Origin of the sequence: Akkermansia sp. NBRC 115031 (assembly GCF_030268505.1) — a bacterium.
GTDB lineage: Bacteria > Verrucomicrobiota > Verrucomicrobiia > Verrucomicrobiales > Akkermansiaceae > Akkermansia > Akkermansia massiliensis.
Map to the genome: position 1 here is coordinate 383,246 of NZ_BSQU01000002.1, position 17,052 is coordinate 400,297.

The following is a 17,052-nucleotide window of genomic DNA, read 5'->3' on the forward strand; positions in this document are numbered from 1 at the left end:
ACCTGTTAATTGTTAACTATCTGCTTCCCATAATCCGGTGGAAGGCCTCCGGAGAAATTTCCCGGATGGCCCGGATGATGTTCCTGGAGAATCCGGCCATGCGCTTCCGTACCGTTTCCCGGTCTTCCGCGGATTCAAACTCCATGCCCACCAGGGCGCGGCCCACGCGTTCCCCGGTATAGGTGTAATTGAAGTAGCAGAGGGATGCCAGGTCCGCGATGCGTTCCATGAAGTCAAGAAAGGCTCCGGCGCGTTCCGGAAATTCGATGTGGACGAACAGGGGATGCTGGCACAGCTCCGCCTGGTAGTGAATCATGCGGAAGCGCACGTCGTCGTCCTCGCTGATGTCTTCAAACTCAATGCCCTTCTTCTTCAGCGTCGTGCGGATGGTGTCCAGGTCTTCGTCAGAGGCGGCGATGCCGAACACGGGGTACTGGGTGTTGCCCTCCGTCTTGCCGTACTGCACGTCCACCAGCGTGGTATCCTGCGGGATGTGGCGCAGATACTTGAGCACCTGGCCGCGCTTGGAATCCATGGAGATGCGCAGGTAGCGCGTTTCATGGTTGCCGATGCCCGCCTGGCGGGCGATCTGGGTGAGGTGGGTGAAATCCATGTTGGCTCCGGAAATGACCACGAAGCTCTTTTCCTCCGGCTTCACTTCACCTTCATTCCATTGTTTCAGGAATCCGGCCAGGCTCATGGCCCCGGAGGGCTCCGGCACTACGCGGGAGGATTCCCACATGGCGCGGATGGCCTGGCAGACTTCGTTATTGGTGACGGTCACGAACTCGTCGATCAGTTCCCGGCAAAGGGGATAGGTCAATTCTCCGGGGATATGGACGGCGGTTCCGTCGCAAAAAACGTCCACGTAATCCAGGTTCACCCGGTGTCCCTGCTCAATGGAGGTTTTCATGGAGGCCTGGTCCACGCCTTCCACGCCGATGACCTTGATGTGGGGCCAGAACTTTTTCAGCCAGCAGGCTACGGAGGCGGCCAGTCCGCCGCCGCCGATGGCGACGTACGCGCGGTCAAAAGGGCCTTCCCCACTCATCACCACTTCATCCGCCAGCGTTCCCTGTCCGGCCATGGTCACCAGGTCGTCATAGGGATGGACAAAAGTGCTTCCGTGGGTTTCCGCGTACTCGTGGGCGGCTGCGGCCGTCTCGTCATAGCAGTCTCCATGAAGCATGATCTTCACGTGCCTGCCGCCGTGGCGGCGCACTTCCGTCTGCTTCACTTCCGGCGTGGAGCGGGGCATGAAAATGGTGGCGTGGCAGTTCAGGACGCTGGCCGCCAGGGCCACGCCCTGGGCATGGTTGCCGGCGGAGGCGGCCACAATGCCCTTGTCCCGCGCCTCCTGGCTCAGTGCGGCCATGCAATTGAACGCTCCGCGCCATTTATAGGCCCGGATGGGGCCCAGGTCCTCCCTTTTGGCGTATACCGGGGCCTTGATGCCCGGCAGATTCAATCGTTGAAGAGGAGTCGGTTCGCCAACCGTGTAAACGCGCTGGCGGGCTTGCAGTATTTCCTCGGAAAGACGGTCCGAAAGTATGCTCATGATTGTAATGCTGGCTCCCATTCTACCGGGTTCCGGCCCTCTTTTCCAGTAAAACATTGCCACCGGACTGCCTGTTTCCCAGGTCCTGGACTTTCCGGGCACAAAAAAACCGCCCGGAGGCGGTTGTTTCTTTGAAGCAAGGTGGCGAAGCGGACGGGGCTCGAACCCGCGACCTCCAGCGTGACAGGCTGGCGCTCTAACCGAACTGAGCTACCGCTCCGTGACCTTGGATGCTGTGTTCCTGCCTTGCGGCGGGGACGTGGAGGCTTATACAGGCACTCCCATGGGAATGCAAGACAAGAAATCACTTTTTCCTGCATGCAGGCCGCGCTTGCTGGAAGAAGCGGGAGAAATACCCGTGCGGATTTAAAATCCGGAAATGTTCCTTAATGAGACCAGATATATAATAAAATATTGATAATGCCCGTACTTGGCGCCGGTATTCCCACTCTTCTTCCCTTCCTACGCATCAAGCCGTTCAATTGTCCTAAAGCGCTTGGCATTAAAAATTGTCATTGACTCCGGATTTTAAATCCGTTAATTATTACTAACGATATAGTCTGGTATATAATTTATTATTAATTATCAACACGTTACAAAATTATGCGTCCGCATTTGCCCCTCCCTCTCCTGTCCGCTCTTCTGGCCTGTTTCATTTCTCCGTCATGGGCTGCCTATACGTTGACGGGCAACGGAGAAACGACGATATCCTTTGCCGACGACCAGTATACGATTACGCCGCCGGCGGGGGATCCAGTGACTCAGGCGGATTCCCCCGGTGACATCTATTTGACGGATATTACGGAAAGCGGGACCTATGAAGACGGCTATAACCGGGTTCTCAATCTGGAAGGAGGAATTTATACGAAGCTGCAGTTATGGAATGTTGCGGGTACCGCCGGAGGCGTCACCTTGGGAGGGACCAATTCCTTTGTAATCAATATCGGGGCGGGAACGTCCCTGCTGAATACAAATCCTCAATTGATGGGGTGGAGCAATCAGGACCGGATCGTGGCTGCCGACATCACGCTCAATGTGGACCAGAATGCAGGGACGATCAATGGATTCTGCCTGGTGGGGGATGGCAACAAGACGGATGCGTTCCAGACGACAGGGACATACATTGTCAATATCCATGGGGGGGAATGGGCCGGAACTTCGGTTAGCTCGCCTAACGCCAGGTGGTGCATAGGGCTGGGGCAGGAATCCTTCCGCCATACGGGAGACGTCACATTCACCATTGACGGCGGAACCTTCGCGCAACTGGTAACGGCCGGAACGACACGTGGTGCGGGTCAAAAATCAACCATTCTCGGGAACGTTGCCCTGAATCTGGACGGAGGGACTTTTAACGGCTCCGTGGCCCTTCTGGGAAGAGGCCTCGTCCAGTTGGGAGACGGAACGAATGCATATACGGCCAAATTGAGAATTGCGGGAGGCCAGTATAATGCGAATGTGTATGGCTTGTCCGATGCGACCGCAGCAGGTTCCGCAGCAAATATTGCAGCCAATTCGTCCGCTTCCATGGAAATCACGGGAGGATCTTTTGCGCAAAGTTTGTTTGCGCAGGGAGTGACGACGACTATCACGGGAGCTACTTTTTCCGGAGACGGAACCAAGAAAATTTTTGCGGGCGCCCGTTTAAGCACGTCAGCCTGGAGCCTTACTGATACCAATATGACGCTGGACCTGGGCAGTGGCACGGTAGCGGCCATGATTGCGGGGGGAAGCTGGGTGGAAACCGGGGAAAGCACGTTCAATATTACAGGTTCCACCAACCTGACCTTCAAGTCCGGGACGTATACAGGCCAGATCTGGGGCGGTTCCTACATTAATGGAACCGCTACGGCTGCCCTTACCGGAAATATTGGTTCCACCAATATCACGATTACAGGGGGTACATTTGACGGAGCGCAAATATCCCTGGGCACGTATGTGGAACGCAACAACACCAGTTCCGCATTGACGATCGGGGAAGCCAACCTTTCCATCAGCGGAGGCACGTTCAACAATGCCGCCATTTATGCGGGCGGCCAGAAGGTCAACGGCACTTCCCTGACCACGGCGCTGGCCAACGTGACCATTACGGGTAATGACGCCGTCTTCACCGGGACGACAACTCTTTCCGGCCAGGGGCGCGGGGATGTGGTCACCAAAAGCGTGCTAAACCTGAACGGCGTGACAAAAGCGGACATGTTCGCCAACGCGACCGTTACCGGGTTTGACGAGATATCCGCCGGAGCGGGCACGGATGCAATCATTGCCAATGCCACGGTTCTGGATGGGCGGAGCGCCTTCACCAAGAGCGGCACGGGCAAGCTTACGCTCAGTTCTTCCACCGGGTTTGCGAATGCCCTGACGGTTTCCGGGGGAGAACTCAGCTTCGGGCTCGCCGGCGGAGTGGCCTTCGGCAATTCCATCACGATGGGAGCCGGGGCCCGTCTTACCTCTGCGGGTGATATGGCTCTTTCTCCGGCTTCCGGCCTGACGCTGGACCTGACGGGGCTGAATTCCTCCAGCGCTTCCATCATCCAGTCCGGCGGCACGCTTTCCTTCAATTCGGAAGGTACGCTGACCCTGACGATCAGCGGGGTGGACCAGACGATGGAAAACGACTACAAGCTGATTACAGCAGACAGCTTCGGCACGCTGACGGCCAGCAACTTTTCCTTTGATCCCAGCGGTCTTTCCGGCGATTACACTTATGCCCTGGAACTGTCCGGAAACACCCTTTACCTGCGCGTCAAGGCGCTGGGTGAAGCCCTCAACTGGAACGGAGGGGCCGCGGGTACGTGGACGGCAGCGGGAGGCGCAGCCATCTGGCTGGACAAGGATGGGACGGCGGTCGTTTATGATGCCGCCAAATCCGCCAACTTTGAAGACCTGGCAGGCGTGGCCCTCTCCGCCGTCACTATTGACGGGGATGTTTCCTCCGCCCGCCTTACGGTCAACAATGGGGAAACGGCCTATACGTTCACGGGCACGGGAGCCCTTGTAGACGGCGCGAATCCGATGTCCCTCGTTAAACGGGGGGAAGGGGAGATGACCATTGAAAATACCGGGACCAATACGTTCTCCGGCGGCACGACCATCATGGCCGGCACCCTCAACCTGAATGCCGTCCAGGGCCTGGGCACCGGCACGGTGACGCTGAACGGAGGGGAACTGGTGCTGAACACGGCGGGAACGACGGAAGGAACGCTGGGGCTGGTAGCGACCAACAAGCTCATTTTTGCAGGTGGCATTTTCACGTACGGCACGGGGGCCACGCAGGATATTTCCGGCCTCATTGACGCCGCCGCCAGTACCAGGGCCATCCAGGTGAATACGAACGGCAATAATATTGCGTGGGCCACCTATACCCAGGAACTGGGGAACAAGGACATCGTCAAGCTCGGGGATGGCCTGCTGACCGTTAACACGACCCTGGGAGGCACCTTCACCGGCGCTATCACCGTCAGCGGCGGCACGCTTTTCTATGATATCGGGGCCAACAGCGCCACCCGGACCTGGAGCGGAAACATCTCCATCGCGCAGGATGCCACTCTTCAAATCAGGGACAACCGCGCCCATGCCAGCACAATGACGGATACGCTGTCCGGCCGCATTTCCGGGGCCGGTTCCCTGGTGCTGGGGCACAAGGAGGGAGGAGGATTCCCCGGAGGAGGCCGTTATTCCATCAGCGGAGACAACAGCGGTTTTACGGGCACGTTCAAGCTGGTGGGCAACGGCACCAACGCCGCGTGGAATGAAGTGGCCTTTGCGAATGCGGCCGCCTTTGGCAGCGCCAGCCTGGAGCTGGACGGACGCGGCTTTTTTGTCAGTGATTCCACCAATTCCGTCAATGCCGACATTCATGTGAGGGCGGCGGGAAGCTGGCTGAACGGCAATTCCAACCAGACCGTGACGTTCGGGGGCGACTTGACGAGTGACGCCGGGGCCAACCTGGGAACGACGGCTGCAGGCAACCCGACGCTGACCACCATCTTCACCGGAAACCTCACCGGTTTTGTGGGAACCATGCACTCCGGGCAGGGGAATGTGGTTCTTGCCTTTGGCAACGGCGGTGCGGCCGCCACGCTGGGAACGGGCGAATTCATCAAGGCCGTTTCTATGGGAGGGGCCGGAACCTACCGCGTCAACTACACAGGCACGGGCAGTGACCTGCTTTATACCGGCAATGTGATTGATACGGCGGCTCTGGACGTCCAGGGCGGCGACAAACTGGTTCTTACCGGGGCGAACACGTCCACAGGGGAATTGAAGATTGCCCGGAACTCCTCCGTCCAGCTGGGCGACGGGACCGGGGATAACGCCGCCTGGGCCGGAACTGTCACCGGAGCGGGGAGCCTCACCGTCAACACCACGGGCACCTTTGCGGTGGGAGACCGCGCCAACGGCCTGACGGGAACGCTCACGCTGGCCAAGGGTACGCTGGACCTTTCCGACGCGGCGGCCACTACCAACATCCTCATTCAATCCGGTTCGCTGGCGAACGCCGGGAACTATGCGGGAACGGCTGCGAACAAGGTCCATGTCAATGCGGTTGCCGGTTCCGGCAATATCGCCCTGGGCGGCCTGGATGCCGCCGGGCTGGGAACGGTCGTCACCGCCACTGCCGGGACGCAGCTCACCGGGCTCAAGCAGGGTTCCACCTGGACCGTGACCGGCACGGGCAGCAGCCTTGCGGTAGGTGCGGGGAACATTTCCGGAGACCCCTTCACGGGGACGGATTCCCTGATTCAGTTTGAAGGCGCGGGGGACAACTTGGGCAGCATCTCCTTTGGAGACGGCTCCACCCTCACCCTGGACCTCACCAGCGTCATGGATGCCATGAAAACGGCGGGCGGCAATCTGGAAATCCTGCTGACGAACGGCGGCTTTGCGCAGGACCTTGAAACGCTCAAGGGCCACATTGCGGCCAATCCGCTTTTTGCCGCGCTGGGCTTCGGCATTGTAGACGTCAACGGGGGCAGCATCGTCCTCTCCGGTGATACGGACCTGGTTTACGTCTCCTCCGTGGACGGCACGGGCAGTGCGGACAATCCGGTTACGAACCAGTCCCTCAACTTCTACCAGGCCGTGATCGTGGACCAGGACCTTTACGTCCAGTCGGACGGCTCCATGGTGATCAAGAACCTGACCGCGCCGGGAACCAATCCGGGCCAGACGGGAACGGGCAACCTCATTGTCACCAACACGGCGGACAACAAGGGCAGCATCGAATTGCAGAACAACCTTTTCCATGAAGGAACGGGAGTGGACACCGTCTTTGCCGGGAACATCAGCGGCCTGGACGGTGCCGCGGCCAATACGGACCTGGTCAAGACGGGAGCCAACAAGCTCACCCTGTCCGGGAATGTGACGCTGGCCGGAGACATCATTGCGGAACAGGGAACGCTTCAGCTTAACGGCACGGCCAATGTGGAAGCCCTGCGCCTTGATTCCACGGACGCGGGCTCCCTTGCGGTGATCGGCGTGGGAGGCCACACGACGGCCCAGACGCTGGCGTCCGGCGCCAACGGCGGAAAGCTGGATATCGGTTCTTCCGGAACATTGACGCTGACGGGAGCTACCGATGGCCTTTCCCGCACGGAAATCGGCGGAACGGGAACGCTGAACATTGCGGAAGGCGCTTCCCTGGGACTGGCGGCGGACAGCGCGCTTTCCGGCGTGGTGCTGGACCTGGACGGCTCCCTGAGCCTGGCGGCGGACGGCTCTGCCGGTGGCCTGAACGGCACCGGAGACCTGGAGCTGAACGGGCAGACCCTGCATATTCAGGCGGCTTCCGGCCAAACGCATACGTATGATGGAACGCTGGGGGCCGGAACACTGGATGTTTCCGGCGCAGGCACCCAAGTCCTGCGCAGCTCCGGCGCGGATACCGATTTGACGGTCAGCGGAGGAACCCTGGTTCTCCAGGGCAAGGCGGATGTAGACGGCGCCCATCTCAGCTACGGTAATCTGGTGAACAACGGCAAGCTGGCCATCCAGGCCAGCGACAACGCCCTGACGGCGGTCAACACCACCCTGAGCGTGGAAAACGCCACCTTCGGCAGCGGTTCCACCACCACCTTCACCCTGAATACCGATGCCGACATGACCGCCAGCTTCATCAAGGCTTCCGGAGACATTGTCATTGAAAACGGAGCCGCCTTCCACGTCACGTCAATTCCGGGCGTCAACATCACCTGGAAATCGGGCAATCCTATGGAACTCACGCTGATGGAGCTCACCGGAGCCGGAACGATTGACCTGGGAGAAAATACGCTGACGGTAGGCGGTCTTTTCCTCACCTATTACAAAAATGCCCATCTGGTGCAGGAAGGGGACAAGGTCGTTCTGAAAGCGGAGGAACAAACGGACAATATTTATGCCGGCGTCGCTGACACGGCCAACTCCATGGCGGGCGCCAATCTGATTTGGGAAGCCGCCAGGCACGGTTCCGTGGACCAGGCCGTTACGGACTTCCTGGCCGCCCTCAATGACGACATGGTTAACAATCCCTCCGCCGCCAGGCGTTCCCTGGCCGCCGCCGCGGGCAGCACGGTCACCAGCCTGGGCATCGCCCAGCGGGACGCCCTGCGCGACCAGATGAACTGGATACGCAACCGCACCAACCAAATGGGCGTGAACCCCGCCTACGTCAATGCGGACCTCCCCTACTTCCACATGTGGATGCAGGGCACGGGCTCTTATGCCAAGCTGGACACCAGGGGGGATGAAAGCGGCTACCAGCTCACCACCTGGGGCGGCACCGTGGGCATGGACGTTGACCTCAGCGACCACTTCACCATGGGAGCGGCCTTCACGGCCAACTACGGCGACCTGACGGCCAGCGCGGCGGACTCTGCGGACGGTCATCTGGACAGCTACTACGCCAACCTCTTTGGCCGCTACCAGAACAGGCGCTGGGCGCACACATTGATTCTGACGGGGGGGTGGAACGACGCGAAGCTCAACCGCACGGTCAACTACGGAGCGGGCAGCTACGGCACGCAGGGCAACACCAACGGGTGGGGCTTTGGAGCGATGTATGAACTGACCTACGACGTGTACCTCAATGAAGACAGGAGCAGCATCCTGCAGCCCCTGGTCAACGCCTCGGTAGTAACCACGAGAATGGACGGCTACACGGAAACGGGAGCCGGCAACATGGGCCTGAACGTCGCCAAACAGGAGTTGACGACGGGAACGGTTGCGCTGGGCGGCCGGTGGATGGGCCTTGTAGGCAGCAACATCTTCGGGCGAGAAGCGCTGGCTGAGTTCCGGGTGAACGCGGCCCAGGACATGGGAGACCGCCGCGGAGAAGCCAATGTGGCGCTGCTGGGCAACCCCGGCTTCACGCAGAGAGTCAGAGGAGCGAAGGTGGGAATGACGGCGCTGCAAATCGGAGCAGGGCTGAGCGTGCCGGTAGGAACGCAGGGAACGATCTTCGTGGACGGCAATGCCGACTTCCGTGACGGAGCGAACTCGGTGAACGGAAGTATCGGCTACCGGTATGACTTCTAAGGAGAGTTGAAGTTTGAGAGTGGAGAGTGGAGCGGAGACGCTCTGCTCTCCCGGACCCGCAGGGCCGTTCCGGCATTGTCCGGAACGGCCCTGTTGCGTAAGGAGCGCGGCTTACAGCCGCGTTTTCGTTTAGTTGCCGCATCGGCATGCGGCGTTCCGGCGTCTGTTGGGAAAATACGGGAAGCTCCGTTTTCACTCTTCCAGCAGCCGGCCTCCGTCATGCCATTCTCCAAACATCCTGTTTTCCCGGGTATTCTTCAGGAACTTTTCCAGGCGGCTATGGAACAGCTCCGGCTGGTTTTTCTTAATCTGGATGGTATCCAGGCGCACGTGGCGGTACAGGCGGGGAAAGGCCAGGAAATTGGAATAAACGCGCGGGTCCTTCTGAAGGGCTTCTAAAATATCCGGATCAATCCGGAACGCCTCCGGGTCCATTTCCGGCAGGCATTTTTCTCCATGGGGGGTCATCAGCCCCAGCCTGGTCAGGCGGCGTACGCGTTCCTTGTTCAGCTCGGACCATTTGCTTTTCCTGGAACGTGGGGTGAGGCGCTGGGCCAGAAAACCGGAGGCTGTCTTCTTGCGGGTGCTGTCAATCCAGCCGAAGCACAGGGCTTCTTCCACGGCGTCCAGGTAAGGAATGGCATGGGGGGAAGGCTTTCTCGTCGTGAGAACCCAGCAGCAGGAGGAGGAACGGTGGTTCTGTTCCAGCCACGTTCTTAATTCCTGCCGTGTGGTGATGGGGAGAAGGTGGTCTATTTCCATGGCGGTTCGGTGAATGCCGCTTCTTTCTGCGGCAGCGCGCAAAAAGAGAAGGTGCGCAGGCCGTTTTTACGAAAGGGCCTTCCGTTGATGCGCCGCGTGCCGGGATGGAGCGGCTTACGGGGTGAGGATACCTTCCCGGAGGCTGCATTTCCAGTACAGGCATGTTTTTCTATTCCATGGCATATTTCCCGGCAGGGGGCCTGCCCTTCCTCCAAGTCCGGGAATCCCTTCACGGCGTCTTTTTTTCTTTCTGCGGACATCCTTTCCCCTCTTTTGCGTAAGGAAGGGCCGGAGACGGTCCTGCGCATGATGGAGTACGGCACCTGTCCATCCTTTCCCCGGAAGAACGGGGAACTGGCCTTCCATGCCGGCGTCTTTTCACCGGAAAGGTTATTGTTCCCGGAGTGGAGGGGCAGGCCGTTCCCGACGTTCTTTTCACTTCCGGCAAAGGGCGGCGGGTTTTGTCCTTGTCAAAACGAATGCCGCCATTATACATGATTTATGAAGAAAAGCGTGTTGCTGGCCGGGCTGGGATTGGTTCTGCTGGCCTCCGTGGTGGTGACTCTTAAAATGGCGTGTGCCGAGGATTCCGTCAACCGTGCCGATACCGCGCGGGAACGGGTAACGCCCGTGCTGAATTCCTTCCTGGACCTCTGCGGGGCCAAGGTGGGGGATCCTGTATTCCTGCGTGCCGTGAAGGAAGATTCCGTGCTGGAACTGTGGGTGAAGCCGGACAAGGTGGAACGCTACGTGCTTGCCAAGCGTTACCCCATTGCCGCGTGGTCCGGAAAGCTGGGGCCCAAGGAAAAGGAGGGGGACAAGCAGACCCCGGAGGGTTTTTACGAAGTGGAGCCGTCCGGCCTGAATCCCCGCAGCAACTACCATCTGGCTTTCAACATCGGCTATCCGAATGCCTATGACCGCTCCCTGAACCGGACGGGAAGCTTCATCATGGTGCATGGCCGGGACGTTTCCATTGGCTGCCTGGCGATGACCGATCCGGGGATTGAGGAAATTTACACCATGGTGGAACAGGCCCTGATTCACGGGCAGCAGCGCGTTCCCATGCAGATTTATCCCTTCGTGCCCACTCCGGCGCGTTTATTGAAGGAAAAGAATTCCCCCCACGCCGCTTTTTGGGCGGACATGGCACGTGCGTGGGACTGGACGGAACGGACCCACACCCCGGCCCGGGTGAATGCCGTGGATGGCAGGCTGGTGGTTGTGGAACAATAAAAATCCTCCGGCCGGGGGCCGGAGGATGGGAAAGGTGCGGAAGGAAAGGGGAACGGTTGCCCCTGTTGCCGCGCGTCCGGGAAAGACGTGCCGGAACGCTCTAGACGAGCTGGGCAATCAACTCTTCGCGGTCGCCCGGCAGGAAGTCCATCGGGGCGATTTCCGGCAGCGTGTAGCAGCCGGAGGCCAGTTTCATGCTGGCTCGGGCGCAAGCCACCATGACCTGGGCGGTCAGGGCCGGATTATTGATGCGCATTTCAAACGTGAACATCTGGTTCTGCGTGGAGCCGGAAACGCCCTTGCGTTCCATCAGCACGCCGTGGCCCATGTCCTTCAGCGCGTCGATGTCGGGCACCTGCTGCACGCGGGTGTCGTCATGGCTGAAATAGGAATCGGACTTGATGGCGAACTCCACGTCGGAGAACTTGGCTCCTTCCTTCAGCACCACGTAAACCATGCGGCGGTGCACGCCGGAACCGGTGGGGATGGTGAGGGAAAGGGCGTCCGCCACTCCTTCCTTGGAGCGCGCCACCACGCTGTGGCCCATGCTCATGCCGGGGCCGAAGTTGGTGTACGTAATGCCTTTGGGAGCCATCGCCAGCATCAGGGTGCGAATGACGGAGTCCGTGCCCGGGTCCCAGCCGGCGGAGATGATGGAGACGGCGTCATGCTTGATCGCCTGTGCTCCCAGGGAGCGCCGCAGGTTCACGATGTCCCCGTGGATGTCAAAGCTGTCCACCGTGTTGATGCCGCGGGCGAGCAGGGGCAGAGCCGTTTCTTCCACGCTGCGGGTGGGGGTGCAGAGCAGGGCCGCGTCCACATGGCCCAGGTCCTCCATGCTGCTTGCGGTCTTGATGCCGTGCACGGGTTCGCTGCCGGGGCGGCGGACGATGCCCGCCAGTTCCATATCGGGCGCGGCGCGCAAGGCGTCCACGGCGTATTTCCCGATGTTGCCGTATCCTACAATGGCTACTTTGATCATCTTGGTAGTAAATAGTAATGATTCCGGGAGCGGGGACGGAATGTCCTCCGGATGTTTTCTCCCGTTGACGCATGTTTTTTAAGCGTTGCGGGTGCGCATGGCAAGAACGGAGAATGACAGGAGCGCCTGTGCGGCATCATGAAGGGTTCTTTGAACGGAGTCCGGAGAAATGGAGTCTGACCACTCGGAACTCTTCCAATAAAACGATGAAAAGCAAATTGATTATTCTGAGTATCGCCACCCTTCTTGGGTGTGTTTCCTGCCATACGATCGGCGGAGTAGGCAAGGACGTGGAAGCCGTCGGCAGCGACATTAATTCCGCCGCCCGCTCCACCAGCCGTTCCATGTAAAAAGACTGTGTGTGACCATGGACGAAAACCGCTTCATCCGGATGGATGAAGCGGTTTTCTTTGATGGGCGTGACGCCTTTTTTCCAGCCTCCGGTTTTCCGGCTCCACGGAATGTTCCCGGTCCCTGTGAAAAGGGGTTTTTTACGATGTGTGACGGGAGCAATAAAAAGGGCATGCCGTATGCCCGGCATGCCCTTTGAAAAGAAATTAACCTTCCGTTTTTAACGGCGGCGGCGCAGCATCAGGGCCGCCAGGCCCAGAAGGCTCAGGGAGACAGTGGCCGGTTCCGGCACGCCGTTGATGTAGGAGACGTAAATCTTGCCGTTCTCCGTGAACACCTGGTACTTGCCTACGTTTTCAGCGGTCAGTTCTTCGGCGGCGATGTCGTCGCTCTGCGTTCCGCCCGTGATGGTCGTGTTGCTGGTTGCGGCGCTTCCCACTCCGTTGACGAGTTCACGCGTCACGAGCTCAAATGTAGTTCCTTCCGTAATCAGGTCGCCCAGGGAGGCGGAGAAGGCGAAACGGCCCAGATCGGTCTGGTTCGTAAGATTCAGGATGCCGGTCGTGCCCAGGTCCACGAACAAATTGTTGCTGTTGGCGTTCCAGGTAAGCGCGGCAGTGAGGTTCAGCGTGCCGTATACCGTCCAGTTCATGTTCTGGTCGCAATTGGCTACGATGGAACCGCTCGTTTTGCCGACGGTCAGCGTGGAGCCTTTTCCCACGGAGACGGTCGTGCGCTGGAATTTGGTGAAATTCTGAAGGGACACATTGGCTCCGTTGGAAACATTGATGGTGGAGGTCCATCCTTCCACGGTGGTGCCGGGTCCGCATACCACGGTATGGTCTCCGGAGACGTTGACCGTGCCCCAGTTGGGATTGACCAGCGGAACATTGCCGCTGGGGCCGCTTTCCGTCTGCCAGTTGGAGGCCTGGCTCCAGTCGGTAGAACCGTCAATGGGAGCCCATGTATAAATAGCGGCCTGCGCCGTCATGCAGGAAAAAGCCAGCAGGGAGGAAAGCAGGATCAGAGTTTTCTTCATATGAATGCGATGTGAATTAGAGCTTGAAAGGGAAACTTCCAAGCCCGCGGGAATATGCCGGATTACAAATCCGGGGTCAAGGGCCGATTTTCATATCAAGGAACTTATGCTGCCTGACCGTTGCACCATGGGAGACCGTTTCCGTGTAGGAAGCCTTCCGGAATGAGGAAGCCGGCCCCTGGAACGCCGCAAGCCTTTGCGGCCGTTGAAATATACGTGTCCTGCCAGGACGCACTGATTTTCAGGGAAAAGGATTCGCTGCCGCTCGGGTTGAATACGGATGACCCAAGGACTTGCGGCGCTTCATAAGGCATCGGGACCATTCCATGTTAATCTGTAACGGATTTGTAATCCGCGGGCGGCAGAGCACTCCATGGGGAACCGCCATCCATGAAACGATGGGGGAAACTTTAAATCTTTGCCTCTTTTGAATTAAAAAGAGGCTCCAGGCTGGTGGACGGATGCTTCTTCCGCTTTACTGCATGGACTCCCTGGTGGCCTGGGAGGCGTTGTCAATTTTGCTGCCCATGGCTTCCACGTCTTTTCCGATTCCGCTGATGGTGTTGCAGGAGGCAAGGCCGAGGGCGGCGGCGAGCGTCAGAAGGGCGAGTTTGGTATTCATCGGTGGAAGAGAGGTTGAAAGCCGTATCCTACCCTGCTTCCGGTTCCTTGTCAATGAGCCGGATGCTTTCCGGAACGCCTCTTTTTCCGGGCATGGGGCTTTCCGGCGGGGAAGAAAGTGGCTGTGCCGTGCCCGGATTCGGAAGTTATGTAAAGAATCTTCGCCGGGGACCTGGCGGCGAGTTATTGATGAAGGCCGCGGGGCCTTCATTCACGGGGGGAATCGCTGCGTGGACGGCTGCCGGGAGAAGGGGGTTTTTTCCCCTTGGCTAGATTTCTCCCTCCGGACCGCCTGGCGAACGGCGCAGTTTCCTTTTCAGCGCCAGCCCCGTGCGGACCAGGAAGTAAATGGCCGCGGCGGCCAGCAGAACGGCCGCGACGGGAAGAACGCAGGCCAGCACGGCGACGATGGAGGCGGAAGCCGTTTCCGCCGTGGTGACGACGGAGTTGCCCAGTCCGCCCGTAGCGGCGGAGGCCGCTCCCCGGATGGCGGCCATGCCTCCGTGGATGATGCCTGCCGCTCCGCCTCCGGCAATGGCGGCCAGCCCCCATTTAAGCATGGGGTCCATGCTGCCGATGAAGCCGGCGGCCAGGATGGTTCCCGCAACGATGGCGGCGGGAGCTCCCAGCACGTCCAGCGTGTGGTCGATGACCGGGATGTAGTACGCCGCTATTTCCAGCAGCGTGGCTACGGAGAGGGTGACCAGCGCGGCCGTGCCGCCCAGCCATGCGAATTCCGGCGTCACCGTCAGGAAGCCTCCCCGGATGGCGATGGCGGCTACCAGCAGAGGCACAAAGATGCGGAAGCCGCAGGCCGCTCCCAGCCCGATGCCGAGCAAAACGCCCATGACGGCTTCCATATTCATCTGCGGATCAGTTCAGTTTAACGGTGGTTGCAGTCGTGGCCGCCTGGGTGGCGGCTGCGGGAGCGGCTGCGGCAGGGGCCTTTTTCTCTTCCGTGGATTTTCCCAGGAAGGCGGGCAGTTCCAGCCCCACGCTCTTGCCGAGCTCGTGGAGAGGCAGGGTGTCTTTCACCAGATTCTGCACGAATCCGCCCACGGAGGAATCCCCTCCGTTGCCCATGACGACTACCTTGTCAAATTTCAGGCCCTTGATGGCGCCGGACTGGAGTTCCACGATCTTGGTGAGCTGTTCGGTAATCAGGAGGCTGGAAGCGGCGTCGGACGAGCCTGCCGCCTGTACGATCTGCTGGAAGCCGCGGGCCTTGCCTTCCAGAACGGCTTCAATGGCGGCGGCTTCACCGCGGCCCACCATTTCCATGCCTTCCCCTTCCGCCTTTTTCTTCAGAAGGGTGGCCTGGGCTTCGCCTTCCGCCAGTTGCCGGATGGCTTCCGCTTCCGCCCTGCGCTGGATGAGCAGGGCCTGCGCCTTGCCTTCCTGTTCCAGCTTGAGCACTTCCGCCGTGGCCTGGGCCTGCACTTCGCGCTGGCTCTTTTCAATGCGGGCCGTCACCAGGATGTTGGCCTCCTGCGTGGCGCGTTCGCGTTCGGCGCGCTTTATTTCCGCTTCCTTTTCCGCCTCGTAGGCTTCTTCCAGGGTCTTGGCTTCCTGCACCTTCTGGGCCACTTCCGCCAGCTTCTTGGCTTCCGCCTGCTTCACTTGCAGCTTGGCGGCGGATTCCGCAATCTTGATCTGGGCTTCGTTCTGGCCCTCAATGGCAATGGCGCGGGCGTTCGCCACCTGGACGGTCTGGTCCTTTTCCGCTTCCGCCTTGCCGATTTCCCCGCGGCGCGTTTCTTCCGCCACCTTGATGGTGGCGTCATTGATGGCGCGCGCGGCTGCTTCCTTGCCCAGGGCGCTGATGTAGCCGGAGGCGTCCTGAATGTCCGTGATATTGGCGTTAATGAGGTGGAGGCCCACCTTGTGCAGCTCCACGTCCACGCCTTCCGTAATGCCCTTGATGAGTTTTTCGCGGTCGGAGTTGATTTCCTCAATGGTCATGGAGGCGATCACCACGCGCATCTGGCCCATGATGATTTCCGCAGCCAGGTTGCGGATTTCCTCCCGGGAGCGGCCCAGCAGGCGTGCGGCGGCGTTCTGCATGATTTCCGGCAGGGTGGAGATGCCCACGATGAAGGAGGAGGGGACGTCCACGCGGATGTTCTGGGAGGAGAGGGCGCCCTGGAGGGGCACGTCAATGTTGATGGGGTTCAGGTCCAGGTAGCTGTAGGACTGGAGGACCGGAAGCACGAAGGTGGAACCGCCGTGGTAGCATTTGGCGGGCTGGCCCGTGCCCACCTTGCCGAAGACGATGAGGATTTTGTCCGGCGGGCACATGCGGTAGCGGCTGAACAGCCAGGAGGCCGTCAGGATGATGAAGAGAACCAGAATGGCGATAGGGATGATTTGGTCCATGGTATTGGATGGGGTGTATGGTTGGGTTTATTGGTTAATGAAGAGGTTTGACGGTGACGACGCCTGCCGTGACGGCGACTACTTCCACCGGGGTTCCTGCGGGCAGGGATTCCTCCCCTTCCTGAACGGCGGGGAGGTACAGAAGCTGGCTGGGATGGGCGATCGTCACCTGTCCGCCGCGTTCAAGCCTGCCGGGAATGCTGATGTAAACGGTGCCGTGCATGCCCTTGAGGGTTTCATAGTTCAGGGTGCCGTCTGATTTGAGGCTCATGATGAAGCGCATGGAGATGCCGATGATCAGGAACATCAGCACGCCGGTGAAGAAGGCCGCTGCCAGGGAGGCGGCCATTCCCCAGCCCAGGCCCTGGGCGAGCACGCCGCCCCAGCCGAAGCCCAGGAAGAAGCCGATGCCGGATTTAATGGACAGCAGGCCCACGTCCGCGCCGCCGGCGTCCGCGTCAAAGTCCAGGTCATGTTCCCCCAGCCCGAACAGGGACAGGAGAAACAGAAGCGCTCCCACGCCAGTCGCGGCCACGGCGATGATGAAGAAAATGGAGTAATCAGTCATAGGGTAGATTGATTGCCGGGAGTATCCATGTTTGGAGCCCGCTTGTC

Annotated in this window: 11 protein-coding genes and 1 tRNA gene; 3 read left to right on the forward strand and 9 right to left on the reverse strand. The window is 59.7% G+C overall.

Features of this window, described 5'->3' with window-relative positions; translation table 11 throughout:
* Positions 1-16 precede the first annotated feature (16 nt).
* Both QSJ36_RS04375 and QSJ36_RS04380 read right to left on the reverse strand, forming a co-directional pair.
* On the reverse strand, positions 17-1,558 hold the full coding sequence (locus QSJ36_RS04375; protein WP_180970910.1) for a pyridoxal-phosphate dependent enzyme: 1,542 nt from the start codon (positions 1,556-1,558) through the stop codon (positions 17-19).
* A 142-nt stretch (positions 1,559-1,700) separates the two neighbouring features.
* Positions 1,701-1,778 (reverse strand) — tRNA-Asp (locus tag QSJ36_RS04380).
* 383 nt (positions 1,779-2,161) lie between these two features.
* Between QSJ36_RS04380 and QSJ36_RS04385 the strand changes: the two genes are divergently transcribed.
* The gene (locus QSJ36_RS04385) at positions 2,162-9,070 is read left to right on the forward strand and encodes an autotransporter-associated beta strand repeat-containing protein (RefSeq protein WP_285467190.1); all 6,909 of its coding nucleotides are present in this window, start codon (positions 2,162-2,164) and stop codon (positions 9,068-9,070) included.
* A gap of 192 nt (positions 9,071-9,262) precedes the next feature.
* Here QSJ36_RS04385 and QSJ36_RS04390 read toward each other — a convergent pair whose 3' ends face one another.
* Entirely contained in the window at positions 9,263-9,832 is a 570-nt protein-coding gene (locus QSJ36_RS04390) for a YdeI/OmpD-associated family protein (RefSeq protein WP_022397638.1), read from the reverse strand.
* 501 nt (positions 9,833-10,333) lie between these two features.
* On the opposite strand from QSJ36_RS04390, the gene QSJ36_RS04395 reads away from it, so the two are divergent.
* Positions 10,334-11,068 carry a murein L,D-transpeptidase family protein gene (locus QSJ36_RS04395; RefSeq protein ID WP_285467192.1) on the forward strand — a complete coding sequence of 245 codons (735 nt, stop codon included), beginning with the start codon at positions 10,334-10,336 and terminating at the stop codon, positions 11,066-11,068.
* A gap of 100 nt (positions 11,069-11,168) precedes the next feature.
* Here QSJ36_RS04395 and QSJ36_RS04400 read toward each other — a convergent pair whose 3' ends face one another.
* Positions 11,169-12,050: a diaminopimelate dehydrogenase gene (locus QSJ36_RS04400; RefSeq protein WP_022397636.1), complete on the reverse strand. Its 882-nt coding sequence runs from the start codon at positions 12,048-12,050 to the stop codon at positions 11,169-11,171.
* A 206-nt stretch (positions 12,051-12,256) separates the two neighbouring features.
* On the opposite strand from QSJ36_RS04400, the gene QSJ36_RS04405 reads away from it, so the two are divergent.
* The gene (locus QSJ36_RS04405; protein WP_102722172.1) at positions 12,257-12,400 is read left to right on the forward strand and encodes an entericidin; all 144 of its coding nucleotides are present in this window, start codon (positions 12,257-12,259) and stop codon (positions 12,398-12,400) included.
* Between the two features lie 221 nt (positions 12,401-12,621).
* Here the strand turns inward: QSJ36_RS04405 and QSJ36_RS04410 are convergent, their stop codons facing one another.
* The 5 genes from QSJ36_RS04410 to QSJ36_RS04430 form a co-directional block, all read right to left on the reverse strand.
* A complete protein-coding gene (locus QSJ36_RS04410; RefSeq protein WP_285467195.1) occupies positions 12,622-13,440 on the reverse strand; it encodes a PEP-CTERM sorting domain-containing protein in 819 nt (272 codons plus the stop codon).
* A 475-nt stretch (positions 13,441-13,915) separates the two neighbouring features.
* Positions 13,916-14,062, reverse strand: a complete 147-nt coding sequence (locus QSJ36_RS04415) for an entericidin A/B family lipoprotein (RefSeq protein ID WP_022397633.1) — start codon at positions 14,060-14,062, stop codon at positions 13,916-13,918.
* A 268-nt stretch (positions 14,063-14,330) separates the two neighbouring features.
* A complete protein-coding gene (locus tag QSJ36_RS04420; RefSeq protein ID WP_102722175.1) occupies positions 14,331-14,927 on the reverse strand; it encodes a DUF4126 domain-containing protein in 597 nt (198 codons plus the stop codon).
* 7 nt (positions 14,928-14,934) lie between these two features.
* On the reverse strand, positions 14,935-16,437 hold the full coding sequence (locus tag QSJ36_RS04425; protein ID WP_102736969.1) for a flotillin family protein: 1,503 nt from the start codon (positions 16,435-16,437) through the stop codon (positions 14,935-14,937).
* A gap of 34 nt (positions 16,438-16,471) precedes the next feature.
* On the reverse strand, positions 16,472-17,005 hold the full coding sequence (locus tag QSJ36_RS04430; protein WP_102729019.1) for a hypothetical protein: 534 nt from the start codon (positions 17,003-17,005) through the stop codon (positions 16,472-16,474).
* Positions 17,006-17,052: the final 47 nt, after the last annotated feature.